Genomic DNA, 24,708 nt, shown 5'->3' on the forward strand with positions numbered 1-24,708 from the left:
GGCGGAAAGGAAGGCAGCTTTTACGCCGCCTTGGCAAAGGTGACAGCCGCCTTTAGGCCCTTGCCGCCGGTGCCCGGCTCCAGCGTCAGCGCGGCATTGAAAAGATTAGCGATTTCTTCGACGATCGGCAGGCCGAGGCCGGCACCGGGCGCACCGGAATCATTGCCGCGCGAGAAGCGCCGGCGCACTGCTTCCAGCTTCTCGCGCGGAATACCGGGGCCATTGTCCTCGACTTCGAGGCGGATTGTCTCCGAGGCGGCGATGATACGCACGGTGACCTCAGCTCCCTTGCCGGCATAGGCGATGGCATTGCCGGCAAGATTGCGCAGCATTTCGCCGATCAGCAGCGGTTCGGCGCGGACCATCGCCGGGCTCTCGCCCTCGAAGCCGAGATCGATGCCGGCGACGGCGGCCGTCGGGATCTGTTCGCCGGTGATCTCCTGGGCAATGGCGGCGAGATCGATGGCGGAGGCGGTCAGCGCCTCCTTGGCGGTGGCGGCGTCGATCTTGGCCATCAGGAGAAGCTGGGCGAGGATGCGTTCGGCATGTGCGACCGCCTGGTCTCCCTTCAGTGCTGCCGCCTGGGCCTCATCGAGCGAGCCGGCGCGGGCGGAAAGGGCGAGCTGAGTGCGGATGATCGCCAGCGGCGTGCGCAGCTGATGGCTGGCATTGCCGGTGAAATGGCGGAGCGCATCGAGCGCCGATTGCAGGCGGACCATGAAGGAATTCACCGTATCGACCAGCGGCTCGACCTCGCTCGGTACGGTCTGCTTGATCGGATGCAGATCATCGGGGCTGCGTTCGCCGATGGCGTCGCCGAGCTTGTAGAGCGGGCGGAGCGCCACCGTGACCGAGATCCAGACGATGACGGCCGCGCCCGCGATCATGAAGGCGAGGCGGAGTGCGGAGCGGACAAGGATTGCCCGCGCCAACTGCCGGCGGGCGATGGCGGTTTCAGCCACCGTCACGACGAAGGGCACGGAGCGGATGCCTGTCGATGCCGAACGTTCAAGTGTGGCGACGCGGATCGGTTCGCCGCGGAAGGTGTTGTCGGCGAAGGAGGCGGCATCGCCCGGCGTCTTCTTCAGGACCGGCAAGGACTGGTAGCCGGTGATGAATCGGCCCGGCGGGCCGTCGACGCGGTAGAAGACGCGATCCTGCGCGGCCGAGGTCAGCATCTCGAGTGCGACATAGGGGATATCGACCTGCAGCGTGCCATCCTCGGCGACGACGACGCGCTCGGCGATTGCCAACGCGGAACCGGCGAGGACGCGGTCGGAGACGATATTGGAAGTCTGGACCGCCTCGCGGTAGGTATCGGCGAGTGCCAGCGTGCCGATGACGGCTGTCGAGACCAGCAGCCAGAAGAGCAGCCGGCGTCTGAGGGAATAGGCGGCTTTCATGAGGCCTCGGGCAGCTTGTCGAGATAATAGCCGATCCCGCGAGCAGTCTTCACGGTCAGTCCGTGCGGCGACAGGCGCTTTCGTAGGCGGCTGACATATTGCTCGATGGCGTTTGCGGAAATGTCGTCGTCGAAGGCCGTCAGCGATTGAATGATCGCCTCCTTGGCGACGACCTTGCCGGCCCGCATGAAGAGGATTTCGAGCAGGCCGAGCTCGCGGGCGGGAATATCGAGGGGCGTGGCGCCCGATGAAAAGGTGCGGGAATTGAGATCGAAGGAGATGCCGCCGAAGCTGACGGTCGCCGAGCGCAGCCCGGCCTGGCGGCGCAGCAATACGCGCACGCGGGCTTCGAATTCGGCGATGTCGAAGGGCTTGATCAGATAGTCGTCGGCGCCGAGATCGAGGCCCTTCACCCGTTCTTCCGGCGTGCCGCGCGCGGTCAGGATGAGAACGGCCGCCTGGTTCTGCCGGGCGCGCATGGCGCGCAGCACGTCGAGCCCGTCCATCTCGGGCAGGTTGAGGTCGAGGATCACCAGATCGAAACTTTCCGCGGCGATGACCGCATCGGCAGACGCCCCGTCATGGACGACATCGACAGCATGGCCCGTGCCGCGCAAGATCGCCGACAGGCCATCGGCCAGCGCGATATTGTCTTCGGTGAGCAGGATGCGCACGGATGTTTCCCCTGTTTTTCAAAGGAGATTACAGAGGTGAAGGAGGGATGTCACAGCGATTTTGAAGCTTACAGCGCCGCGCGCCTTATCAGCCGCGCAAAGGGCGCTGTAACACTTTGAATCTACGCAACGTGCTTTCCGAAAATCGATTGCGATTTTCGGGCCGATGCGCCAGTGAACGGCCGGGAAACGGTCGACCTCAGCTCCCGGTCCTTTCGATCCGCTCGCGCTGCGTCATCGCGGCGGCGAGGAGTTTCTGGAAGCGGGGATCGTCGCGGATGTTGTCGAGGTCGGAATCATTATCGAACCATTTGATATGGTAGACGGAGCTGTTCGGCAGCAGCTTCTGCAGCAGATCAATCGCTTGGTCGACGTCGCCGAGGACGGAGTAGACGCAGGCGAGATTGTACTGCGCGACGATGTCGTCGGGATCGATGGCGATCGCACGAGCCGCCCAGTCGCGTGCCCTTGCCGCATCGCCGAGATGGGCAAGCGCCAGCGCGCCGCGATGGGCCGGGCCGGAATTTTCCGGATTGAGGTTGAGGGCGCGTTCGGCGCGGAGCAGGCCGAGGCGCGCCCAGTTTTCCGTATCCAGCACCCGGCCGAGCGAGCGGTAGGCGGACATCAGATGGATCGGCGAGACGTAATCATCCGGGCGGATTGCGGCGGCGCGGGTGAAATATTGCACGGATTCGGCGAAGTTGCCGCGCATGAAGAAGAACCGGGCATAGTGGAAATTCGCCTCGAAGAGATTCGGGTCGAGCGCCAGGGCACGCTCGAAGGCCGCCGCCGCCCTGTCGTCGTAGCCGCTCTGGTGCAGGGCGAGACCATGGGAGGCGTGGGCTTCGGGAAGGTCAGGATCGAGCTCCAGGGCGCGGGCGCTCATGTCGAGGATCCGCCTCAGCGGCACGTCATCAGGCGCCCAATCGCGGATCGCCGCGTCGCAATCGGCGATGCCGGCATAGGCGCGCGCATAATCCGGATCGAGCTCGACCGCCTTGCAGAACATGCGCCTTGCGAGCTGCAGATAAGATTTGGTCCAGGTGTGGGAGAGCTGGCGGCCCCTGAGATAGTAGGTATAGGCCTCGACATTGGCGGTTGGCTCATTGGCGATCGCCTTCTTCTCTTCCGGCAGCAGGCGCACCTTCAGCTGGCCGACGATCGCATGGGTGATCTCGTCCTGGATGGCGAAGATGTCGGTCATGTCGCGGTCGTAACGCTCGGCCCAGAGATGGTCGCCATTGGCGGTGTCGATCAACTGACCGGAAATGCGCACCCGATTGTCGACGATGCGCACACTTCCCTCGAGCACGTAGCGCACGCCAAGCTCCTGAGCCAGCCGCTTCACCTTCACCGATATGCCCTTGTAAGTGAAGATGGTATTGCGCGGCACGACGTGCAGGCTGGAGATCTTGGAGAGATCGGTGATGATGTCTTCGGTGATGCCGTCGGAGAAATAATCCTGGTCGGCATCACCGCTCATATTGGTGAAGGGAAGCACCGCGATGAAGCAGGTGTTGCGGTTCTGCGCGACCAATCTGGCGGAGGAAGGCGGTGCCAAGCTGACGGTATAGACCTGAACGGGCTGCCGGATGTTCTTCAGCATATGTTCGCCGATGAATTCGAAGCCGAGATTGAGGCGCGAGCCGACCTGATCGCGCACCGAGGCCGACACGGCGATGCCGCCCGGCGTTGCGATGCGCTCGAGCCTGGCGGCGAGATTGACCCCATCTCCGAATATGTCGCCGTTCTCGACCACGACGTCGCCGAGATTGATGCCGATGCGGAATTCAACGCGTTCGTCCTTGGGCACGTTCTCGTTGCGGGCCGCCATGCTGCGCTGGATTTCGGCGGCACAGGCGACCGCATTCACCACGCTCTGGAATTCGGCAAGGATGCCATCGCCGGTGAGTTTGACGATCCGGCCCTTGTAATCGGAAATGCGAATGTCGACCAGCTCGCAGCGATGGCGGTTCAGCGCCTGCAGGGTGCCGGATTCATCGATGCCCATCAGTCGGCTGTAGCCGACGACATCCGCAGCGAGAATAGCACTCAGTCGTCGTTCCATGACCCCTCCATGGATATTCCCAGATTAACCTAGCTATTTATAGAGTTTTTGTCGCATAGAGTCGTCCCCCGAAAAAGAAATTCGGGCGGTTTCGACGTCTTTACGCGGCAGCGGACCGTATAAACCCCGTTGATCTTCATCAATACTCTAAAAGGGTGAAGGATGGAACCGATCCCTAATCCTTTATGATGAAAGGACAATTCACATCGGAGAAAAACGGAATGTTCTGCTTTGGTCGACAGTTTCTGAATCGGCGTCATAAAACCAATCGCCGAGCGATTTAAGGCTTGAACCGGAGCTGGAGGCATAGCCTGAAAGACGAATCGGGAGGGAATCAAAAACCGGATGAAATGGTGATTTGCGCTTGCCTCAACTGTTGCCGTGAGGTGGGGGCTGGTTATTGTGGCGACGGTTTCAAGCGCAACGAGGGTAGGAATGACAGGTCCGGTCCGGAATTTCCTGGAGTTTCGTGATATTCCGGAGGCTCGGCTTCGGTCGATCATGGGTCGCGCCGGTGAGCTTGCCAAAGCCTGGGACGAGCGCACGATGCCGCAGAGCCTTGCGGGCAAACGCGTCGCGCTGATTGTCGATGATGGCGGCTGGCGCAATACGACCGCCTTCGATCTCGGCATCCAGGCGATGGGCGGTATCTGCGTGCACGTGCCGATCGGCTTCAATGCCAGGGAGGACACCGGCGATCTCTCGGGTTATCTTGGCAACTGGTTCGACATGGTGGTGATCCGCACGAAGGAATTTGCGACGTTGAAGGCGGTGGCCGCAGCCTCGCCGGTGCCTGTCATCAATGCGCGCACACGCTCCAACCACCCCTGCGAGACGCTCGGCGACCTTGCCTATACCGAGAGCCGGCGCGGCTCGATCGACGGGTTGAAGGTCGCCGGCGTGGCGGCGGACGCGAATATCTTCCGCTCCTGGGTTGAAGCGTCGATTGCGCTGCCGATCGAGGTGGTCCAAGTCTATCCCGAACGCTGGCACGTCCGAGACAGCGCGTTGCTCAATGGGCGCTTCCGCGCGAGCACCGACATGGGCGAGCTACCGGATGCCGAGGTCGTCATCACCGATTCATGGCCGAGTGACGTCGCGGGGGAGGCGCTCGCCGGCTACCGGATTGGGACCGACGTGCTCGATCGTTTGCGGGAGGATGCGATCTTCCTGCCGTGCCCGCCGGTTACGCGCGGCCAGGAGGTGACGGCTGGGGCGATGGAGCATCCGCTTTGCCAAAGTCGCGCCGCCAAGGCCTTTCTGCTGCACGCGCAGAATGCGTTGATGGAGTGGATCCTCGCCTAGTTCCGGCCTTCGATCTCCACTGCGCAGAATGTTCATGATAAAATCGGCGGGGGATCGGGAGGTTTGACAGATGGTGGGACTAACGGTCGAACTCGCTGACAGCGAGACGGAGATGATCGCCGTACGGGGCCTCTGCCGATCATTCCGGCAATGGCTCTATGACAATTACCCCCAGCATCGGCCCGTGATCGATCTCTATTACAGTCCGCAAAAATTCGAGGCGCTGCTCGTCGACCTGCCGCAGATTCACGCAAGGCCGAAGGGCGCGATCTTCCTGGCGCGGATCGATGGAGAGCCTGTCGGCTGCGTCATGCATCACGCGCAGGCGCCTGACATTGCCGAGATGAAAAGGCTTTTCGTCTCGGCCGCCGCTCGCGGTCGTGGTGTTGCCGTCGCGCTCTGCGAGGCATCGATCGCCCAGGCGAGAGCTGACGGCTATCACTCGATGCGGCTTGATACCGGCATTTTTCAGACGGCAGCGCAGGGGCTCTATCGCCGCCTCGGCTTCCGGGAGCGGGATGCTTATTATCCGGTTCCGCCGGAGCTCCAGCAGATCCTGCTCTTCTTCGAGCGGGAACTGTGATCCCGTCACGCACCGCGTGCCGCCTCGGCCGCGCCTTGCTCCTCCCGGCGCGCTCAGGCATTGTTGCTGCATGAGGAGAGTTTTCATCTTGCTGCTGGCGTTCTGGCCGGGTTTGGCCTTGGCGGATCAGGCCTTCTATCCGGCAAAATCGGGCAATGCCGATGCGCCGGTGCTGACGGTTTATTCCTCGCTCGACGAACCGTTGGCGCGGCCGATGATCCGGGGTTTTCAGGCGGCCAATCCCGACGTCGCGGTCAAATACGAGGACATGCTGACCGGCGACATCTACGACCGGATCGTCCGGGAAACGGATGCCGGCAAGAAGACGGCGGACTTCGCCTTTTCCTCGGCGATGGACCTGCAGGTGAAGCTTTCCAACGACGGCTATGCGCAGGTCAGCAACCTGCCGATGAGTGCGCCATGGCCGAAATGGGCGAACTGGCGTAACACCGCCTATGCGCTCACCTTCGAGCCGGCGGTGTTCGTCTATCACAAGCCGAGCTTCGCGCATGAGCCGGTGCCGAGCTCTCGGGCTGAATTCGTCGATTATCTGAAACGCAAGGGCAACGATGTTCATGGGCGGATCGGTACCTACGATATCGAGCGCTCCGGCGTCGGCTTTCTTTTCATGGCGCGCGACCAGGAGCAGTTCGGCGACATCTGGTCGGTGATCGGGGCGATGGGCGCTGCCGGCGTCAAGCTTTATTCGACGAGTTCGGCGATCCTCGAACGCGTTGCCGACGGGCGCTTCGTGCTCGGCTACAATATTCTTGGCTCCTATGCGGCCGACTGGGCCTCGCGCCATCCCGATGTCGGCATCGTGCTGCCGAAGGATTATACCGTTGTGATGTCGCGGATCGGGCTGGTGCCGCAGGCGGCGGCCGAGCCGGAGCTCGGTCGGCGTTACCTCACCTTCTTCATGTCGCGGGAAGGGCAGACGATCATGGCGCGCGAGCTGCAGATCCCGGCCGTCAGCCCCGAGGTGGCAGGGGAAAATACCGCCAATACGCTGCAGGAACTGCTCGGCGCCCAACTGCGGCCGGTGCCTGTCAGCCCCGGGTTGATGGTCTATCTCGACCAGGTGAAGCGGGCGCGGCTGATCGCGCACTGGAACGAGGTTCTGCGGACGCAGTGAAGGCGGGATTTGGACCGGCACCTGCCAATTACGGCAAAAAAGTGTCCGCTGCTTCTGGATATCTCGCCGATGTCAGCTAAATGACAGCTTGTTGTGGTCGCTTTGGCTACTTCTTCTCCGTGGAGGCGGAGAGCTGAAGCCTTGGGAGGTATTTCCGCTCGTCATCAGGATATTTGCGCCCGTTGGCCGGCCATTCCTCCCGATTCCCTTGAGAATAACAGGCGGTCTGCTCAGCCGCCGACGGAGGACACATCGTGAAGCATACGTTCATCGCAACCCTTTTTGCAGCGACCATCGCGCTGCCGGCCTATGCGGCCGACTACACCATCATCGCGCCGGCCGCTCCCGGCGGCGGCTGGGACCAGACGGCCCGTTCGCTGCAGACCGCCCTGCAGCAGGAGAAGATCTCCGGCAACGTGCAGGTCCAGAACGTCCCCGGCGCCGGCGGCACCATCGGCCTTGCGCAGTTCAGCAGCCAGGCCGCCGGCAACCCGAATTCGCTGATCGTCGGCGGCTATGTCATGGTCGGCGCGATCCTCACCAACAAGTCGCCGGTGACGCTCAAGGATGTTACGCCGATCGCCCGCCTGACCGGCGAATATGAGGCCGTCGTCGTTCCCGCTGCATCCGAGATCAAGACCATGGCTGATCTCGTTGCGGCGCTGAAGAAGGATCCGGGTTCGGTTTCCTGGGGTGGCGGTTCGGCCGGCGGCACCGACCATATCACCGTCGGCTTGATCGCCAAGGCTTCCGGCGTCGATCCGACCAAGATCAACTATGTCGCCTTCTCCGGCGGCGGTGAAGCGCTCGCCGCCATTCTCGGCGGCCAGGTCACGGCCGGCGTCTCGAGCTATAGCGAGTTCGAATCGCAGGTGAAGTCAGGCACGCTTCGTCTTCTCGCAGTCTCCAGCGATAAGCGCATCGACGGCGTCGATGCCCCAACACTGAAGGAAGCCGGCACCGACGTCACCATTCAGAACTGGCGCATGGTCGCCGCTGCCCCCGGCCTGTCGGCAGAGCAGGTCGCAGCCATTACGGCCGATTTCGAGAAGCTGCATAACTCCGCCACCTGGCAGGAAACCCTCAAGACCAAGGGCTGGGCCGACACCTATCTGTCCGGCGATGCCTTCAAGGCGCAGCTCGAAAAGGATGTCTCGGCCACTGAAGCCATTCTCAAAGATATCGGACTTGTTCAATGAGCGAGGATAACACCTCCTCGGCAACTGCGCGCCGCCCGGATTGGGCGGCGTTCATCATTGCCGTTTTCCTCTTCGTCGTCGCCGGCGTGATGGCCTGGGATGCCTTGCATCTGAAAACGATCGCGCAGTACGACCGCATCGGCCCGGCAACGGTGCCTCAAGTGGTGGCGTTCGGCCTCTTCTGCCTCGGGATCTGGACCGCCTTCGAAGCCTGGCGCGGCGATTTTCCCGAACGTGACCGGCAGGAAGTCGCACCCGTCATCTGGATCGTCGCCGGTCTTGCCGGCCAGATGCTGCTTTTGCGCGTCGCCGGCTTCTCGATCGCGACCGGCATCCTCTTCGCGCTGACGGCACGCGGCTTCGGCAAGCGTAAGCTCTGGATCTCGCTGCCGCTTGGCATCGTCATCAGCTTCGTCGTCTGGGCGATCTTCTCGCAGCTGCTGCAACTGACGCTGCCGGCCGGCCCGCTCGAACATCTGTTCTTCTGACCGCGCCGACGCGCTGTCAGCTGTTTTGATTTGCGCGGCGCCTGACCCCGAAATCGGATGGTCGGGAACGCCGCTTGGGACACCAAGATGAACACATTTGAATTCCTATGGCAGGGTATCCTGGTTGCGATGCAGCCGATGAACCTGGTTTATGCGCTGGTCGGCGTGACGCTCGGCACCGCCGTCGGCGTGCTTCCTGGCATCGGCCCGGCACTTACCGTCGCGCTGCTGCTGCCCGTCACCTACAAGCTCGATCCCGGCGGCTCGCTGATCATGTTCGCCGGCATCTATTACGGCGGCATGTATGGCGGCTCGACGACCTCGATCCTGCTCAACACGCCGGGCGAAAGCGCCTCGATCGTCACCGCGCTCGAGGGCAACAAGATGGCGCGCGCCGGGCGCGGCGGACCGGCGCTGGCGACAGCGGCGATCGGCTCCTTCGTCGCCGGGCTGATCGCCACGCTCGGGCTCGCCTTCATCGCGCCTTACATCGTCAAGCTGGCGCTGGTCTTCGGGCCGCGCGAGTATTTCGCGCTGATGGTGCTTGCCTTCGTCACCGTCTCCTCGGCGTTTGGCGACTCCGCCTTGCGGGGCCTGACCTCGCTGTTCATCGGTTTCGCGCTCGCCATGGTCGGCATCGACCAGCAGACAGGGCAGGCCAGGCTTTCCTTCGGCATCCCCGACCTGCTCGATGGTGTCGAGGTGACGACGCTGGCTGTGGCGATGTTTGCGATCGGCGAAACGCTTTATATCGCCGCGCAGGGCAACCGGGTCGCGGAGAAGATCGAGGCGGTCAAGGGTTCGCTCTGGATGACCGCTGAGGACTGGGCGCGCTCGTGGAAGCCCTGGCTGCGCGGCACGTTGATCGGTTTTCCGATCGGCGCGATGCCGGCGGGCGGCGCCGAAATCGGCACTTTCCTCTCCTATGCGACCGAAAAGCGGCTGGCGAAAAACCCGGAAGAGTTCGGCCATGGCGCGATCGAAGGTGTGGCCGGCCCCGAGGCCGCAAACAACGCATCGGCCGCCGGCACGTTAGTGCCGCTTCTGACGCTCGGCCTGCCGACGACGGCAACGGCGGCGATCATGCTTGCCGGCTTTCAGCAATACGGCTTGCAGCCGGGACCGCTGCTGTTTGCCACCAATCCGCAGCTCGTCTGGGGGCTGATCGCCAGCCTGCTCATCGCCAATGCGATGCTCTTGGTGTTGAACCTGCCGATGATCGGGCTCTGGGTAAAGCTGCTGACCATTCCGAAGCCATGGCTCTATGCGGGCATCCTGCTGTTTGCGACGCTCGGGACGATCGGCGCCAATCCGTCGGTGTTCGAGCTCGGCATGCTGCTCGCCTTCGGTCTGCTCGGTTATGTGATGCGGCTCTTCGGCTATCCAATCGCGCCAGCCGTCGTCGGCCTGATCCTCGGCCCGCTTGCCGAGCAGCAGCTGCGCCGGGCGCTGGCGATCAGTCAGGGCGACGTCACGACGCTGGTGATGTCGCCGATCGCGGCGGGCCTGCTCATCGTTGCAGCCGCCGCCTTCCTCATCCCGTTGATCCTGCGGCTGCGCGGCAGGGGACAGGTGCTCTCGCAACTGGCGGCAAACGAAGACTAGCGCATCGGCCCGAAAATCGGAATCGATTTTCGGAAAGCGCGAGGCGCAGATTTCAAAGTGTTAGAGCAAGAAAAAGACCACCCACCCCCGCCTTGAGGCCGGCCATGGAGACATGCGCCGGCCTCCTGTTTTTGCATGGCTGCGGTGATTTTCTGAGCATTGTTGATGTGTATGCGCGATGCCATCTGCGAGTAGGCAATCAACGAGCAAGAGGAAAAGGACAATGTCCGCACTCCGCAAGTCAGTCCGTACTGGCTTCTTTGGCCGTGCATTCGCCGTCCTTGGCGCTGCAAACGCCGTCAGCGCTGCTGTCGAAGCAGGTCGCCGCCCGCGCCCCAACGACCTCACGAAACTCGGCATCGACCCGACCTCCTTCGAGCACGTCACCCGCTAAGACCTTCAAGTCATGCATGAATGAATTAGCCCGCAACCGGATGGTCGCGGGCTTCATTTTTATCCCAACGGGTGCAACAGCGCGACGCCCTGTGACACCCGACGTCAGGCTTGAAGCTCTTTCCGCTGGGCGTCGTGATCCTCCACCTTTTCGCGCCTGTTGTGGCGGATGGACGACCAAAGGGACAGGCCGATCAAGGCCGCGCCGCCGAGTCCGGTGATAACCTCGGGGATGTGTACCAGGGTCTGCGCATACATGATCACCGAGAGGATCAGGATGGCGTAGAAGGCGCCATGTTCGAGATAGCGGTATTCGGCAAGCGTTCCCTTCTCCACCAGCATGATCGTCGTCGAGCGTACATACATGGCGCCGATGCCGAGGCCGATTGCGATGACGAAGAGGTTCTGCGTCAGCGCAAAGGCGCCGATGACGCCATCGAAGGAGAAACTGGCATCCAGCACCTCCAGATAGATGAAGGCGCCGAGGCCGCCCTTGGCGGCAGCGCTCATCGTCTGCTGCGAGGCATCGAGCAGCCCGCCGACCACCTCGACCGCGAGGAAGGTGAGCAGGCCATAGATGGCGCAATGGACGAAGACGGTGGCTTCCTCGCCACCGATCAGCCAGGAAAAAACCAGCATCAGCGCCAGCACGAAGGCGATCTCGATGCCCTTGATGGCGGCCGAACGCGCCATCATCTTTTCAAGTCCGCCGATCCAGTGCACCTGCTTCTCGTGATTGAAGAAGTAATTGAGGCCGACCATCATCAGGAAGGTGCCCCCGAAGGCTGCGATCGGCAGATGCGCGTCGTTCATGATGCGGGCATATTCGGCCGGCTCCCGTGCGGCAAGCACCAGAGCATCCCAGGGACCGATCTGGGCCGCGATCGCGACGATTGCCAGCGGGAAGACGATGCGCATGCCGAAGACGGCGATGATGATGCCCCAGGTGAGGAAGCGCTTCTGCCAGACCGGCGTCATCTCCTTCAGCTTGTTGGCGTTGACGATGGCATTATCGAAGGAGAGCGAGATCTCCAGCACGGCAAGCACCGTGCAGATGAAGAAGACGGTCGCCATGCCGCCGATCGTGCCGGTCGTCTGCCAGCCGAGCATGGCGCCGAGAACGAGGCCGAGGGCAGTAACGATGAAAGCCCAGCGGAAATAGCTGAGCGAAGATTTATGGGTCACGGACTGGTTCATGGCCGCACCTCGCGGCCGCAAATTGCATCGAAGCGGACTGAAATATTGGAAAAACGCGACATGCCACAACGGGCATGCGGGTCAGGCATGGTGAGTCTGTTCATTGATGAAAAATCCGCCGGCTAAGCTGCAGGCGGTACCGACATCACGAGAGCGCCGTAAAAACTCTCGCCAGAGGGGCCCGGCACCAAAGTTCCCCCGTCAGCCGATGTCTGGAAGGCTGCGGGATAGGCTCTAGGTAATGAGCTTCCCCGGCCAGTCAAGGCTGGTCGCCACACCGGGATTGGGTAATTTTTTTGGAACCATCCTGATGCCCACCCGTTAGGCACTGTTGAGCTTAAAAAAGGAGGCCGATGATGCACACTTCGACCCATATTCCAGATAAACGCACGGAGGCGTCCGACCGCATGAAGCGGGCGAAGCCAAACCGCATGCAGAAGGCGCAGGTGCTGCCGCCGCATCAGGTCGATCTGACGCTGACGCCCGGCGTCTATCACGACATTCACGTGCCGGCCCATGTTAGCGGTGCCGATCTTTCCAAGGGTGGACCCGACATTAAGGCCCCCGGCGTGAAAGCCAATGCAGAGACCAAGAAATAACGGCTATTCCGGATGCCTCTTTGGCGCGCTGACGCTAGAGTTAAAACAGGATGAGAAACATATGACGATCAACTTTGTGCCCCGCGAGATCTTCATCCGGCACGAAAATGAATGGCAGGCTGTCCGCGAGGCGGCGGACGAGCGCGTCAATATCGGCAAACGCCAGAAGCCGTTCTCGTGCATTGCCGGCACGGCATCGGTTGGGAAAAACGATCCTTCGGCCGCACGCTCCGAATAACCAACCAGTCACGCTGGCGTTAGCGACGTTAGCGCCCGGCATGATGCTGGGCAGTCGCGTGCCTCACGCTCGAAGCCGATCAGCTCGCCGAAGACGTTCCATGGATTTTCCCCAGAGGAATTTTTCGCTGGCCAAAATCTGGGCGTGGAATTTGTTCAGCTTTTCCCCTCATGCGTTTAAGCAGGCGCACTGGCCCCACCGATGCACCTCGGCGCTTCCATGTTATTGGAGGGGAAGATCGGCCAACCATGCATCATCCTGTCGCCGCGCCAACCTTTCGGAAAGGATTGGGCAGCGATAATCCCGGCCTCACGGGAATCGGACAGATGGCCAAGACAGCGACACGCGGCCGCCGCAAGGCGCCAGCCAGAGGAAAGAGCAAAGCGCGTAGCAGCGGTGGCGGATTGCTGCCCTGGGCGGTGATCGGCATTGCCGCGTTCGGCGGCATCGTCGCCCACGACCATTGGAAGAGCATCCAGCCGATGCTTGCAAGGCAATCGCCGTCGATCACGCCGGAAACGGCGGAGCCGAGGCCCGTCGTCAGGAAGGACGTGCCGCCGAAGCAGGTGGCGCTTGCCGCCCCCACGCCCAAAACCGCAGCGTCGGTGCCTCAGTCGCAGCCGCTGCCGCCGGCCGCGATCCCGACGCCGATGATCCAGCCGATAAAGGCAGTGCCGTCCCCGGCCTTGCCTGCCGTTTCGGAAACCGGGGCGGTCGCCTTCGGCTATTGCGGGCAGGGCGCGCATATCAATTGCGTCGGCGACGGTGGTGTCTTCTGGTACAAGGGCGAGAAGATCGTGATTGCCGACATGGCAAGCCCCGTAGTCGATCAGGCGCGCTGTGACGGCGAGCGCCGGGTGGCCTTTGCCGCCAAGTCGCGGCTGCTGGCGCTTCTGAACGCCGGGCCCTTCACCATGAATGCCGCGGGCAAAGCCGAGCCCTCTGGCGCGCCGCGCGTCGTCTCGCGCGACGGGCGCTCTTTCGGCGCGCAGATGATCAACGAGGGCTTGGCACGCAAGCCAGGGGCTGCCGGCAGCGCCTGGTGCGCCTGAGAGCGGCTACTTACCCTTCTTCACCAGCTTGCCGCCGGTGCGGAAGCTGCCGGCGAAGGAGGAATCTTTGCTTTCGGCGGTGCATTCGATCGCGATCGGCTTGCCGGCATAGGGATTGCCGAAGGTGCAGAAGCCGGCGACCTTGACCTCCCCGGTCATCTTGTTGCCGACGCCGGTGGTGACGAGGCTGAGCGGCAGGCGGGCATTGCCGTTGGAGGCGGGCTTAATGCCGCTGCCGTCGCCCTGGAAGCCGAGCGCCTTGCCGTCTGAAGTGAAGATGAAGGTCACCAAGCCATTAACCAGCGTGACGCTGGCAAGCTCATTCTTGCAGCCCTTGGTGGCGTCGAATTTGGCGACGACCAGCTTGGCGCATTTGCCGGAAAGCGTAATGACGCCGGGCGCGCCGGGAAAGGTCTCGGCGGGCGCGGCCGGCGCGGCGGAGGCCGGCAAGGCGAGGGCAGCGGAAAAAATTGCGGCAGCGGCAAGCACGGATAACTTCATTTCGATCTCAAACCCCATGTCGTGGCGAAGCGAATCACGACCTCACCCTCGGTCCGCCATGGCATGGTTCTGTGTCCGAATTTGGCTCCGCTATTCCTGAAGCACAAAAATTTCACCGGCCGCCAGGCGGGCTCGGCGATCGGCGGCAGATGAGTGAAAAGTTGGTTGAGCTTGCCGGTTGCAAGGTCCAGCAATGGCATAGGCTGCCGGACATCGGCAACGAACCGATGTGACACGATAGTGGCAAGGCACTGATCGAGCGTGCCGTCTTGGACGCACTTCTGGTCAAGGGGAATGGGCCCAGGCAGGGAAGTCCAGGCCCATTCTTTCCCGATCGGAGGTCAGTCAGATCAGGAATTTGTAGCTTCCGGATAATTTAGAACAGGATTCAATTTTAGGCCGACCCGGCCTAAAATCATCCTGTTCCAGCCGGCCGCCCTTTATCAGAACGCGCGCTGCAGGCGGAAGAAGCCCGAGGTGACGTCGTCAGCATCTTCCGGATCGAGGTACTGAACCGAAATTTTCGTGGAGAGGTTCTCGACGATCTGGTAGTCGATCGTCACGCCGGCCTTCCAGGCATCGCCGTCGTTGAACTCGCCAGCAGTGACGCCGTAGTCGCCGTAGTACTGAACACCAGGGGTGATCTTCAGCTTGTCAGTCGCCTTGATGGCGTATTCAGCAGCGATCGCCCATTCAGCCTTGTTGTAGTAGGCGTTCGGGTTGGTCGCGTAGACAACTGCGAGGCCGAGCGTGCCCGGACCGACAGCAACCGTACCCATAGCGCGGACGGCGCCTTCTTCGTTGTCGGTGTCGTAACCGGCAGTGATCTGGTAGCTGAAGGCACCAGCCTTGCCGCCGAGACCGACTGCAACGCCGAAGTTGTTGGGTTCTTCGCCATGATAGAACGGGCCGTCTTCCAGCTCGTCGACGCTGATGCCAGCATAAAAGTCGCTGGTTTCGTACTGGTAACGGATGGAGTTATGCAGCGTTACCGGAGAACCGATGTCGTCGGTTTCGCCGGAGAGGCCATCGTCCCACCAGCTGTAGAACAGACCGGCGCGGAAGCCGGCGATGTCGAGGTAAGCGGAGTCCAGCTGGGCCTTCTGGGCAGAAGCGTTGTCAGCATTGAACTGCATGACGATAACGCCGGTCAGCGGACCATATTCAGTGTCGCTCTTGGCCGTGAACTGAACCTGACCGCGCGTGCGGGCGTCCCAGTCCGAGTCATTGGGGACAGAACCACCGCCGGCAGCGCCGATCGAGCTGGCGTGCGGAGCAACGTCAACCTGGAAACGGATGTAACCGTTGATCTTGAGGCAGGTTTCGGTGCCCGGGATGTAGAAGTAGCCGGTGCCGTAGGCGTCGCAGACGCGGACGTATTCAACCGGTTCCGGCTCGGCAGCAACGATAGCGTCAGCAGCCTGAGCGCCGGATGCTGCTGCAAGTGCAGCAGCGGAGCCGAGAAGAAGGCTCTTGATGTTCATGGAATAACCTCCAGTTCAGATGCAGAAGGATGAAGACCGTTGCCATCGGCAGTCCCTACGTGTCTTCACCCCGTGTGACCGAAGCGGCACCTTTTTGGCTCGGTGCCTGCCTCGCCGCGGAAGTTACATAGGGGATGTTGCACTGCAACGACATTGTCGATCGTGACAGCAGGCTGGCACGGCTATGTTGCTGAAATCACACGTATTTTGTCATAAACTCGTCATCTATCCGTCACAAAACCGCGCCTCAGGATGCGTGAGCAACGAGGGGCTGAACTTCGGTGGGGTATACAATTGATGATCGCGTGAGCATGTCCTCATGTGCGAACGCGCCGTCACTGCAATTGCACGAATCGGCAAAGAGCCGACAACCGCCATGGTTTGCCAGGACATGTGGATTTCGGGCCACGGGTTCTCACTGGCCGTGATCGACGAATGTCGCCTCGGCGAGAAGCGAAGAAGATCTGGCACGCACTTTTGCTGGAATTGCTCTATTCGCCTTTTTCACCAGCTTGCCGGCGGCCGCTCAGGCGTCGAACGGGGGAGAGCAATCGTCTCACTGGGGATTTTTGAAATCGTCCCAGAGGATTGCTGCCCCGGCCGCGAAAATGGTGATCGGTATCAGCCAAAGCTTGATGCTAATGGGTTCGACGACATGAAACAGCATATAACCGAAACCGAAGAAACCAGCCCCAACCAGGGTGAGGCCGAGGATAATGGATATTGCTTTACGTGTCCGCGTCCTTTGCGTCATACGTCCCCCTATTTCCCACGTGTGGGGCCATCCCACAGCCATTGAAACCCCGGCCCGGATCATGGCGCGGACCAATCACACTCAAGCCCTCGCTCCGCAATGTGCTGGATCTGGAGCACGTGCCAGGCTCAGGAATCAAAAAATCCCCAAGGGGGATTTATCAACGATGTCAGGGAGATCGGATGGTGGGCGTGACAGGGATTGAACCTGTGACCCCTACGATGTCAACGTAGTGCTCTCCCGCTGAGCTACACGCCCATCCGATGGCGGCGCATAGATCACAAAACCTTCGGAGCCGTCAATAGGCTTTTTTCAGTTTTGTGACGCGCCGCTCGTCACGCCTTATGCGGCAAGCATTTTGTTGACCTCATCGACGAGGTCGCGCAGGTGGAAAGGCTTGGAAAGGACCTTGGCATCCTTCGGCGCCTTCGAATCAGGGTTCAGCGCCACGGCGGCAAAACCGGTGATGAACATTACCTTCAGGTCGGGGTCGAGTTCGGTGGCGCGGCGCGCCAGCTCGATGCCGTCCATCTCGGGCATGACGATATCGGTCAGCAGCAGGGAAAACGGCTCCTCGCGCAGCCGGTCATAGGCGCTGGCGCCATTGTCGTAGGAAAGGACCTTGTAGCCGGCCTTTTCGAGCGCTTTCACCAGGAAGCGGCGCATGTCGTTATCGTCTTCGGCGAGAAGTATCTTCTGAGTCATCAATCCAGACCGCGATCCATAAGTTTTTGGTGGGCTACCAGCCGTTTACACTAGTCTTTACCCGGTAAACAACCGGTGAATTGCCTGTGCCTGACCGCCATCCCTTCTACATAGTATGGACTTGCGGCCGGGCAACTGGCAACATGGTCAAAGCAGTCAGTTCATGACATGGTAAAGAGGGCCGAAAGTGCCGGAAATACGCGAATACGAGCTTTTTGAGGTCCATGAGCCCGTGTCGCAGACCATTCCCTTCGTCTACAACTCCCCCCATAGCGGCCGTATTTATCCACCGGAATTTATTGCCCAGTCCAGGCTGGAGGGAATCGCCATCCGCCGTTCCGAGGATCACTATGTCGACGAGCTCTTCGGCTCGGCCATCGCACTCGGCGCGCCACTCCTGGCAGCCAACTTCCCGCGCGCCTATCTCGACGTCAATCGCGAGCCCTACGAGCTCGATCCGCGGATGTTCGACGGGCTGCTGCCGCCCTATGCCAACGTCAATTCGCTCAGGGTCGCCGGCGGGCTCGGCACCATTCCGCGCATCGTCGCCGAGAACATGGAGATCTATGCGCGGCGCCTGCCGGTGCAGGAGGGGCTCGACCGCGTCGAAGCCGTCTACAAGCCCTATCATGCGGCGCTGCGCCGGCTGATTGCGCGAACGCATGTGCAGTTCGGCTTCGGCGTGCTGATCGACTGCCATTCGATGCCCGGCAATGTGCGGGTCGCCGGCAGCACTTCGCGACCTGATTTCATCATTGGTGATCGCTACGGCACCAGCGCTTCGGCCGAGCTTTCGCGCGCGGCCATCGCTATCCTCGAGGAAATGGGTTTTGCGGCGATCCGCAACAAGCCTTATGCCGGCGGCTTCATCACCGAACATTACGGCCGGCCTTCGCGCGGCCTGCACGCGCTGCAGATCGAGGTGAACCGGGCGATCTATGTCGACGAGCTGACGCTGGAGAAACGCGAGGATTTCGCCGCGGTGGCCGATGCCGTCACGGACTTCATGCAGCAGATGGCGGACTACGTCGAGAAATTCGCCGGCGATCGGGCGCTGGCCGCCGAATAGATCTTTTTTCGATTTTGCTGACGTCTGCCTTCCCCGGCCAAAAAAAACCGCGCTTGTGAGCGCGGCTAAGTCTAGGGAGGAAACACCCAAGGAGGGTATTTACAGTCAGAAGACTGTATGAAGACGCTACTATTGCGCTGCACAAATGTCAAGCAATATATTGCGCTGCGACATCTTTGGGCAGTTAGAGCCAAATTGCCTGATGCGATTGCATTCCCGTTGCTTTTCGCTATGAAAAGCGCCATTCCCGCCAGCCAAACGGATCCATCATGTTTCCTGACCGTTCGTTCTTCAACCGCCTGGCGGAAGCCGCCCGGGCCGAGACGCTGCCGCGCTTCCGCTCCGGCCTCGATGTCACGAACAAGCTTTCCTCCGGTTTCGATCCGGTAACGGAGGGCGACCGGGCGGCCGAACTCGCCATCCGGGCGCTGATCGAGGAGAATTTCCCCGGCCACGGCATTCTCGGCGAGGAACATGGCGATGTCGGGCTCGACCGCGAATATGTCTGGGTGATCGATCCGATCGACGGCACGCGCGCCTTTATATCCGGTGTGCCGGTGTGGGGAACGCTGATCGGCCTGCAGAAGGATGGCAGGGCGATCATGGGCATGATCGAGCAGCCCTTTACCGGCGAGCGCTATTTCGCCGACCAGAACGGCTCGATCTATACCGGGCCGGAGGGCGAACGGCGGCTGGCGACGCGCCAGTGCGACGCGCTGTCGAACGCCATCCTGTTCACCACCTCGCCGCATCTCTTTGCCGGCGAGGAGATGGAGAAATACCGCGAGATTGAGAGCCAGGTACGGCTCTTCCGCTATGGCTGCGACTGCTATGCCTATGCGCTGCTTGCCGCCGGCCATATCGATCTGGTCATCGAAAACAGCCTGAAGCCCTATGATGTCGGCGGCATCATTCCCGTCATCGAGGGGGCGGGCGGCATCATCACCACCTGGGACGGCGGACGGCCGGAAAACGGCGGCTCGATCATCGCCGCCGGCAGCCAGGCCGTCTACGAAGCGGCGGTCGCCATCCTGCAGTGCTGATCCCCCGGTCGGAAAAGCCGATCCGGCTCACGTACCGAGGGCAGCAATGTCCTGGTTTTCTTCGGCATCGCTGCCGGGAATGAAGGCGTGGAAGGCCGCAAGGGCGGCGGCGCGGTAGATGTCCCGTTCCTGGAATATCTCGTGCCGGGCGCCGTTGATCGGCACCAACTGGCCGGCGCGGAAATAACGCGAAAGGCGCTCCTGCGCCGTATAGGGCACGACACCGTCACGCGTTGGGGCGATGACGATGGTCGGGATGGTGATCGAGAAGAGATGGTAGGGCGAGGTGACCCGGTCCATCGTGCGAAAGGCCTCGGTCAGCCAGCGGGCTGTCGGTGGCCCGAGTGTCAGCTCCGGATGGGCCTTCATCATCGCGACATTGCGCTCGAAGCGGTGCTCGTCCGAGGTCAGCGGATTGTCGCGGAAATCCGGCTCCTTCAGTTTCGAGGTCAGCGGCAGGAAGCCGAGGCCGACGGCGTTCAGCGTGCCGGCAAGGGTGCGAATGACGCGGGGCGAAGCCGCCTGGCCGGTCAGGCCGATGAAGGGCGCCGACAGCACCATGCGATCGATACGAGTGGTGAGATAGGGGGCGGCCGAGAGCGCGATCAGGCCGCCTGTGGAATGCGCGAGCAAGTAGAAGGGCAGGCGGGTATCCGGCAGCACCACCTTTTCGAGGAAGGTGTCGAGATCGCGCTCGTAATCGACGAAGCGGCGGATGTGGCCGTGGTTTCGGCGTTTCAGGAGTCGCTGCGAGCCGCCCTGGCCGCGCATGTCGAAGGTCGCGACCCAGAGGCCCCTGGCCGTCAGGTCGCGGATCGTCTCAAAGTATTTCTCGATATATTCGTTTCGGCCGTGCAGGATGACGACGGTGCCCTTGGCAACCTGTCCGCTAGCGCGGAAGACGGCGTAACGCAGTTGGTGGCCGTCATGGGTTTCGAAGAACCCCTCCGTGCGGTTTTCCGGAGCGGGATTGTCGGGCGTCGAATAGAGAACCTGATCCATGACTTTGCCAATGCGCCACTGCTGACTGCTTCCACCTTCAGGGATAGCGCATGGCACCCGGCTTGGAAAGCGGTGGGGGAAAAGGGCCGGCAGGAGCATGAGGGTGCTCGCGGCCGGCCGAAGTTGAGACTGAAGAAGAAGGGACGATGCACTTCAGCCATCGGGACCAGATTCACCCGACGCCGAAATTTCTAGGCGAATGCGCCTGAACGCGCTCCGAACCGGTCGTTCATGCGGGGTTCACGGGCCGATCAAGGCGATTCCGGAAAGGTCTTGAACTCGTCAAATCCCATCACCATCTCCTTTCTGCGGGTGCCGGAAAGGGCCTGCGCAACCGCCCCGAGGCCGCCAAAGATGGGGTTTCAGGGGCATTTCATCGCAACACGTCGCTTCCACAGGAGGACATCATGCGTCACGTAGACTTCTCTCCCCTTTATCGTTCGACCGTCGGTTTCGACCGGCTCTTCACCATGCTCGACAGTCTTGCCCAGCCGGAGCAGGCGCAGACCTATCCGCCCTATAATATCGAGCGCACCGGTGAAAACACCTATCGCATCACCATGGCCGTTGCCGGTTTCGACGAGACCGAACTTTCGATCGAAGCCCATGCCCATGTCCTGTCGGTGAAGGGTGAAAAGCACGAGGAACCTGCCGAAAGCGGCGAATTCCTCTACCGCGGCATTGCCAAGCGTGCCTTCGAGCGCCGCTTCCAGCTTGCCGATCATGTCGAGGTGACCGCTGCTTCGCTGAAGAACGGCCTGCTGCACATCGACCTTCTGCGCAATATTCCCGAGGCCATGAAGCCCCGCAAGATTACGATTGCTGCAGAACCGGTCGAGGCTCCGAAGGCCATCGAAGCGCAGATCATCAACGGCTAATCAGATCCTTGTCGGATGAAACGGACGGCGCTCCATCGGGGGCGCCGTTTTCTATTGCCGCTCGGCGCGACATGCTTCATGCCGGGCTGGCGGCTTCGTCGATTTCCTCGTCCGTTGCGCGGCGGGCCGCGGCGGCGGCGTATTTCTGGGCGATGACGGCGCAGACCATCAACTGGATCTGGTGGAACAGCATCAGCGGAAGCACGATCGCGCCGATCGACTGGCCGGCGAAGATGACGTTCGCCATCGGCACGCCGCTTGCAAGGCTCTTCTTCGAGCCGCAGAAGGTGATGGTGATCTCGTCGGCCTTATTGAAGCCCAGCCAACGGCTGCCGAACATCGTCAGCACCAGGACAATTGCCAGCAGAACCATGTCGGCGACGATGACGACGGCGATATCGGCGATCGAGAAGGTGTGCCACAGACCTTCGACCACAGCCGTGCTGAAGGCGAGATAGACGACCATCAGGATCGAGCCGCGGTCGACAGGCATCAGGATCTTCTTCTTGGCGCGAATCCAGTCGCCGATCCAGGGCTGCAGAATCTGGCCGACGATGAAGGGGGCGAGCAACTGCAGCAGGATCTGCTCTAATGCGTCGAAGGAGAAGCCGCCGTGGCCGCCGACGGAAAACAACAAGCCGACGAGCAGCGGTGTCAGGAACATGCCGAAGATGTTGGATGCCGAGGCCGAGCAGATGGCGGCCGACACGTTGCCGCCCGCCATCGAGGTGAAGGCGATCGACGACTGCACCGTCGAGGGCAGCACGCAGAGGAAGAGGATGCCGAGGTAAAGCGGCTGCGGCAGGATCGTGTCGGGGATCAGTCCGAGCGCCATGCCAAGCAGCGGGAAGATGCCGAAGGTCGTCAGCAGGATGACGAGATGCAGGCGCCAGTGCAGCAGGCCTGATATGACGACGTCGCGCGACAGGCGGGCGCCGTGCAGGAAAAACAGCAGCGCGATGGCAAGGTCGGTGGCGATACCGAAATAATGCGCGAATGTGTCGCGCGCCGGCAGCAGCGAGGCGAGGATGACGGTGCAGACAAGCAGGATGGTGAATGTATCGGGCAGAAAGCGGCGCATGGCGATCTCGCGGCGTGATAAAACAATCATTGTTCTGTCGTCCATTATGATCCAGGATGCAAGGAATAACAGTTATCGAGAAACTGGATCATGCTGGACCTTTCGCAATTGCGCAGTTTCGTTGCCGTCGAACAGATGGGCAGTTTCACGCTCGCGGCAGAGAGGCTCGGCCTCGGTCAGTCGACCGTCAGCCAGCACATCCAGCGGCTGGAGACAGCACTCGGGCGCAAGCTGCTGGCGCGCGACACGCATAAGGTGATGCTGACCGGCGATGGCGAGGCGCTGCTGTTGCATGCGCGCGCCATGCTTTCGATCGAGGGGCAGGTACAGTCGCTGTTTAAGAGCAACAGCCTGCGCGGCAGTCTGCGGCTCGGCGTGTCGGAAGATTTCGTCACCAGCCAGCTGCCGGCGGTGCTCGAGGATTTCGTTCGTTCGCACCCCTCCGTCGACCTCGAGCTGACAGTGGCGCTTTCCGGCGTTCTCTATGAGATGCAGGACAATGGCGACATCGATCTGGTGCTCGCCAAGCGCCGGCTCGGCGATGCGCGCGGAAAGCTCGTCTATCGCGAGCCGCTCATCTGGCTGGCGCGTGATCCAGAGCGTGTGCTCGCCTCCGGCCCTCTGCCACTGATCGCCTTTCCGCCGCCGAGCGTCACGCGAGTGATCGCGCTCGAAGCGCTCGGTCGAAACGGGGTGCCGTGGAGGATCGTCTGTACCTGCGGCAGCCTGAGCGGGCTGACGGCGGCGGCCCGGGCCGGGATGGGGGTGCTGGTGCAGCCGCGCAGCATGGCGCCCTCAGGGCTGAAGGAAATCGCTGCGGGAAGACTTCCGGTGCTGGAGGATGTGGAATTCGTGCTGGTTCCGCGCAAGGGCGCGGACCAGGCGCTGGTCTCGGCCCTGTCGGAGGATATTCTGCAAAAGGTGAGAGGACTGAGGTCGACGTGAGTCCTTGCCGGCAGCAAAAGGCCCGCCGGGCCGGCAAAACCTTTCGCTGCCGGCGATCAAGCGGCCAGGCATTTCAGGAAACCATCGACATCCGCTTCGGTCGTCGTGAAGCTGGTGACGAGGCGGATCAGGGTTTCGCTTTCGGAAACGAGTTCGGGCGTTGCCGCCGGGACCGGCCATTCGTAAAATTTCGCGCCCTTTTCTTCCGCGGTTTTTACGGCACTTTTGCTGACGACAGCAAAGACTTCGTTGGATGCGGTCGGCCAGGCGAGGCGGGCCGAATTGCTCGTGCCGATGCCGGCGCGCAGCCGGTCGGCCATGCCGTTCGAATGACGGGCAAGATCGAGCCAGAGGCCGTTTTCGAAATAGGCGTCGAACTGGGCGGCAATGAAACGCGACTTGGAGAAGAGCTGGGCGGCGCGCTTGCGGATGAAGGGCATTTCCCGGGCTTGATCCGGATTGAAGAAGACGATCGCTTCGGCGCACCAGCAGCCGTTCTTGGTGCCGCCGAAGGAGAGCATATCGACGCCACGCTTCCAGGTCATCTCGGCCGGGGTGGCGCCAAGTGCGACCAGCGCGTTGGCGAAGCGGGCACCATCCATGTGGAGCGGCAGACTGCGCTTTCTGGCGATGGCGGCGATCTCGCCGATCTCCGGCAAGGAATAGACGGTGCCGATCTCGGTCGCCTGGGTGATGGTCACGGCGCTGGCGCGGCCGTGATGGACGGCGTCCTCGGGAAAGCTTGCGATCTTTTCAGAAAGCTTCGCCGGGTCGATCTTGCCGGCTTCGCCGTCAACGGCAACGAGGCGGGCGGCGCCGGAGAAAAATTCCGGCGCGCCGCATTCATCCTCGATCACATGGGCTTCCGAATGGCAGAAGGTGATGCCGCCGGGGCGCTGGACGCTTGCCAGCGACAGCGAGTTGGCGGCTGTGCCGGTGGCGACGAAGAAGATCGAAACCTCACGCTCGAAGATCTCGGAAAAACGAGCTTCGACCTTTCTGTCGAGATTGCCGGCGCCATAGGCGGCGGCAAAGCCGGTCGATTCCGTCAGCAGACGTTCGGCAATGGATTTGTGGGCGCCGGCCCAGTTATCGGAAGCAAAGAACATGTGGGGAAACCGTTGGAAAGGAAGGGGCTGGCAAGTCCGCAGCGGACATTACGCCAAAGCTTCGCAGGATCAAGGTTGTCGCCGGCGACACATCACGGAAATTGAACTACGCAATCAATAAACAAAATAATACGTTACAACGTAATTTTCTTTCGTCATCGCCGCTACATAGGCAATCTTCCGTCGCAAATTGACGTT

At 61.7% G+C, this 24,708-nt stretch carries 25 protein-coding genes and 1 tRNA gene; 14 read left to right on the top strand and 12 right to left on the bottom strand.

All coding sequences use genetic code 11. The annotated features are described in order from the left end of the window. Nucleotides 1–20: 20 nt before the first annotated feature. From ACIPSK_RS26885 to ACIPSK_RS26895, 3 genes are all read right to left on the bottom strand, one after another. Nucleotides 21–1,403 carry a sensor histidine kinase gene (locus tag ACIPSK_RS26885; RefSeq protein WP_162116958.1) on the bottom strand — a complete coding sequence of 461 codons (1,383 nt, stop codon included), beginning with the start codon at nt 1,401–1,403 and terminating at the stop codon, nt 21–23. Beyond that, on the bottom strand, nt 1,400–2,077 hold the full coding sequence (locus ACIPSK_RS26890) for a response regulator (RefSeq protein ID WP_003552771.1): 678 nt from the start codon (nt 2,075–2,077) through the stop codon (nt 1,400–1,402). The genes ACIPSK_RS26885 and ACIPSK_RS26890 overlap by 4 nt, the downstream gene beginning before the upstream one ends. Before the next feature lie 199 nt (nt 2,078–2,276). Then, the gene (locus tag ACIPSK_RS26895; protein WP_162116959.1) at nt 2,277–4,145 is read right to left on the bottom strand and encodes an adenylate/guanylate cyclase domain-containing protein; all 1,869 of its coding nucleotides are present in this window, start codon (nt 4,143–4,145) and stop codon (nt 2,277–2,279) included. Nucleotides 4,146–4,580: 435 nt separating this feature from the next. Between ACIPSK_RS26895 and ACIPSK_RS26900 the strand changes: the two genes are divergently transcribed. The 7 genes from ACIPSK_RS26900 to ACIPSK_RS26930 all read left to right on the top strand — a co-directional run bounded on the left by ACIPSK_RS26900 (nt 4,581) and on the right by ACIPSK_RS26930 (nt 10,854). After that, nucleotides 4,581–5,450 carry an ornithine carbamoyltransferase gene (locus tag ACIPSK_RS26900; protein ID WP_162116960.1) on the top strand — a complete coding sequence of 290 codons (870 nt, stop codon included), beginning with the start codon at nt 4,581–4,583 and terminating at the stop codon, nt 5,448–5,450. A gap of 70 nt (nt 5,451–5,520) precedes the next feature. Next, a complete protein-coding gene (locus ACIPSK_RS26905; RefSeq protein WP_162116961.1) occupies nt 5,521–6,033 on the top strand; it encodes a GNAT family N-acetyltransferase in 513 nt (170 codons plus the stop codon). Between the two features lie 88 nt (nt 6,034–6,121). Further along, nucleotides 6,122–7,168, top strand: coding sequence for an ABC transporter substrate-binding protein (locus tag ACIPSK_RS26910; protein ID WP_162116962.1), 1,047 nt, complete (start codon nt 6,122–6,124; stop codon nt 7,166–7,168). A 254-nt stretch (nt 7,169–7,422) separates the two neighbouring features. After that, nucleotides 7,423–8,367: a Bug family tripartite tricarboxylate transporter substrate binding protein gene (locus tag ACIPSK_RS26915; protein ID WP_162116963.1), complete on the top strand. Its 945-nt coding sequence runs from the start codon at nt 7,423–7,425 to the stop codon at nt 8,365–8,367. Further along, on the top strand, nt 8,364–8,855 hold the full coding sequence (locus ACIPSK_RS26920) for a tripartite tricarboxylate transporter TctB family protein (protein WP_162116964.1): 492 nt from the start codon (nt 8,364–8,366) through the stop codon (nt 8,853–8,855). Before ACIPSK_RS26915 ends, ACIPSK_RS26920 begins: the two co-directional genes overlap by 4 nt. A gap of 87 nt (nt 8,856–8,942) precedes the next feature. Beyond that, entirely contained in the window at nt 8,943–10,460 is a 1,518-nt protein-coding gene (locus ACIPSK_RS26925) for a tripartite tricarboxylate transporter permease (protein WP_162116965.1), read from the top strand. Nucleotides 10,461–10,683: 223 nt separating this feature from the next. After that, nucleotides 10,684–10,854 carry a hypothetical protein gene (locus ACIPSK_RS26930; protein WP_168724776.1) on the top strand — a complete coding sequence of 57 codons (171 nt, stop codon included), beginning with the start codon at nt 10,684–10,686 and terminating at the stop codon, nt 10,852–10,854. A gap of 104 nt (nt 10,855–10,958) precedes the next feature. Here the strand turns inward: ACIPSK_RS26930 and ACIPSK_RS26935 are convergent, their stop codons facing one another. After that, entirely contained in the window at nt 10,959–12,050 is a 1,092-nt protein-coding gene (locus ACIPSK_RS26935; protein ID WP_162116966.1) for a DUF475 domain-containing protein, read from the bottom strand. Nucleotides 12,051–12,403: 353 nt separating this feature from the next. Here ACIPSK_RS26935 and ACIPSK_RS26940 point away from each other — a divergent pair, with 353 nt between their 5' ends. The 3 genes from ACIPSK_RS26940 (at nt 12,404) to ACIPSK_RS26950 (ending at nt 13,939) form a co-directional block, all read left to right on the top strand. Continuing rightward, the gene (locus ACIPSK_RS26940; RefSeq protein ID WP_162116967.1) at nt 12,404–12,649 is read left to right on the top strand and encodes a hypothetical protein; all 246 of its coding nucleotides are present in this window, start codon (nt 12,404–12,406) and stop codon (nt 12,647–12,649) included. Nucleotides 12,650–12,710: 61 nt separating this feature from the next. After that, entirely contained in the window at nt 12,711–12,887 is a 177-nt protein-coding gene (locus ACIPSK_RS26945) for a hypothetical protein (RefSeq protein ID WP_168724777.1), read from the top strand. 326 nt (nt 12,888–13,213) lie between these two features. Further along, nucleotides 13,214–13,939, top strand: coding sequence for a hypothetical protein (locus tag ACIPSK_RS26950; protein WP_162116968.1), 726 nt, complete (start codon nt 13,214–13,216; stop codon nt 13,937–13,939). A gap of 6 nt (nt 13,940–13,945) precedes the next feature. Here the strand turns inward: ACIPSK_RS26950 and ACIPSK_RS26955 are convergent, their stop codons facing one another. The 5 genes from ACIPSK_RS26955 to cpdR1 all read right to left on the bottom strand — a co-directional run bounded on the left by ACIPSK_RS26955 (nt 13,946) and on the right by cpdR1 (nt 17,383). Beyond that, the gene (locus ACIPSK_RS26955) at nt 13,946–14,458 is read right to left on the bottom strand and encodes a hypothetical protein (RefSeq protein WP_162116969.1); all 513 of its coding nucleotides are present in this window, start codon (nt 14,456–14,458) and stop codon (nt 13,946–13,948) included. A 425-nt stretch (nt 14,459–14,883) separates the two neighbouring features. After that, nucleotides 14,884–15,924 carry a porin gene (locus tag ACIPSK_RS26960; RefSeq protein ID WP_162116970.1) on the bottom strand — a complete coding sequence of 347 codons (1,041 nt, stop codon included), beginning with the start codon at nt 15,922–15,924 and terminating at the stop codon, nt 14,884–14,886. A gap of 556 nt (nt 15,925–16,480) precedes the next feature. Next, nucleotides 16,481–16,678: a hypothetical protein gene (locus tag ACIPSK_RS26965; protein ID WP_162116971.1), complete on the bottom strand. Its 198-nt coding sequence runs from the start codon at nt 16,676–16,678 to the stop codon at nt 16,481–16,483. Between the two features lie 183 nt (nt 16,679–16,861). Then, a tRNA-Val gene (locus ACIPSK_RS26970) sits at nt 16,862–16,936 on the bottom strand. Nucleotides 16,937–17,020: 84 nt separating this feature from the next. Continuing rightward, the gene (gene cpdR1 / locus ACIPSK_RS26975) at nt 17,021–17,383 is read right to left on the bottom strand and encodes a response regulator CpdR1 (protein WP_003542883.1); all 363 of its coding nucleotides are present in this window, start codon (nt 17,381–17,383) and stop codon (nt 17,021–17,023) included. A gap of 187 nt (nt 17,384–17,570) precedes the next feature. On the opposite strand from cpdR1, the gene ACIPSK_RS26980 reads away from it, so the two are divergent. Together ACIPSK_RS26980 and hisN are read left to right on the top strand one after the other, a co-directional pair. Further along, nucleotides 17,571–18,452, top strand: a complete 882-nt coding sequence (locus tag ACIPSK_RS26980) for an N-formylglutamate amidohydrolase (RefSeq protein WP_017967868.1) — start codon at nt 17,571–17,573, stop codon at nt 18,450–18,452. A gap of 269 nt (nt 18,453–18,721) precedes the next feature. Further along, nucleotides 18,722–19,495 carry a histidinol-phosphatase gene (hisN, locus tag ACIPSK_RS26985; RefSeq protein ID WP_162116972.1) on the top strand — a complete coding sequence of 258 codons (774 nt, stop codon included), beginning with the start codon at nt 18,722–18,724 and terminating at the stop codon, nt 19,493–19,495. Nucleotides 19,496–19,522: 27 nt separating this feature from the next. Here hisN and ACIPSK_RS26990 read toward each other — a convergent pair whose 3' ends face one another. Further along, nucleotides 19,523–20,497, bottom strand: coding sequence for an alpha/beta fold hydrolase (locus tag ACIPSK_RS26990; protein ID WP_162116973.1), 975 nt, complete (start codon nt 20,495–20,497; stop codon nt 19,523–19,525). A 407-nt stretch (nt 20,498–20,904) separates the two neighbouring features. Between ACIPSK_RS26990 and ACIPSK_RS26995 the strand changes: the two genes are divergently transcribed. Further along, nucleotides 20,905–21,375, top strand: a complete 471-nt coding sequence (locus ACIPSK_RS26995; protein ID WP_017967865.1) for an Hsp20 family protein — start codon at nt 20,905–20,907, stop codon at nt 21,373–21,375. A gap of 76 nt (nt 21,376–21,451) precedes the next feature. Here the strand turns inward: ACIPSK_RS26995 and ACIPSK_RS27000 are convergent, their stop codons facing one another. Continuing rightward, nucleotides 21,452–22,501 carry a bile acid:sodium symporter family protein gene (locus ACIPSK_RS27000; protein ID WP_162116974.1) on the bottom strand — a complete coding sequence of 350 codons (1,050 nt, stop codon included), beginning with the start codon at nt 22,499–22,501 and terminating at the stop codon, nt 21,452–21,454. 45 nt (nt 22,502–22,546) lie between these two features. On the opposite strand from ACIPSK_RS27000, the gene ACIPSK_RS27005 reads away from it, so the two are divergent. Beyond that, on the top strand, nt 22,547–23,401 hold the full coding sequence (locus ACIPSK_RS27005; RefSeq protein WP_162116975.1) for a LysR substrate-binding domain-containing protein: 855 nt from the start codon (nt 22,547–22,549) through the stop codon (nt 23,399–23,401). 56 nt (nt 23,402–23,457) lie between these two features. On the opposite strand, the gene ACIPSK_RS27010 is transcribed toward ACIPSK_RS27005, so the two are convergent. Beyond that, complete coding sequence (locus ACIPSK_RS27010) at nt 23,458–24,510, bottom strand: threonine aldolase family protein (RefSeq protein ID WP_162116976.1); 1,053 nt, start codon at nt 24,508–24,510, stop codon at nt 23,458–23,460. Nucleotides 24,511–24,708 lie beyond the last annotated feature (198 nt).

The sequence above is a fragment of the Rhizobium sp. LARHSG275 genome (assembly GCF_052871115.1).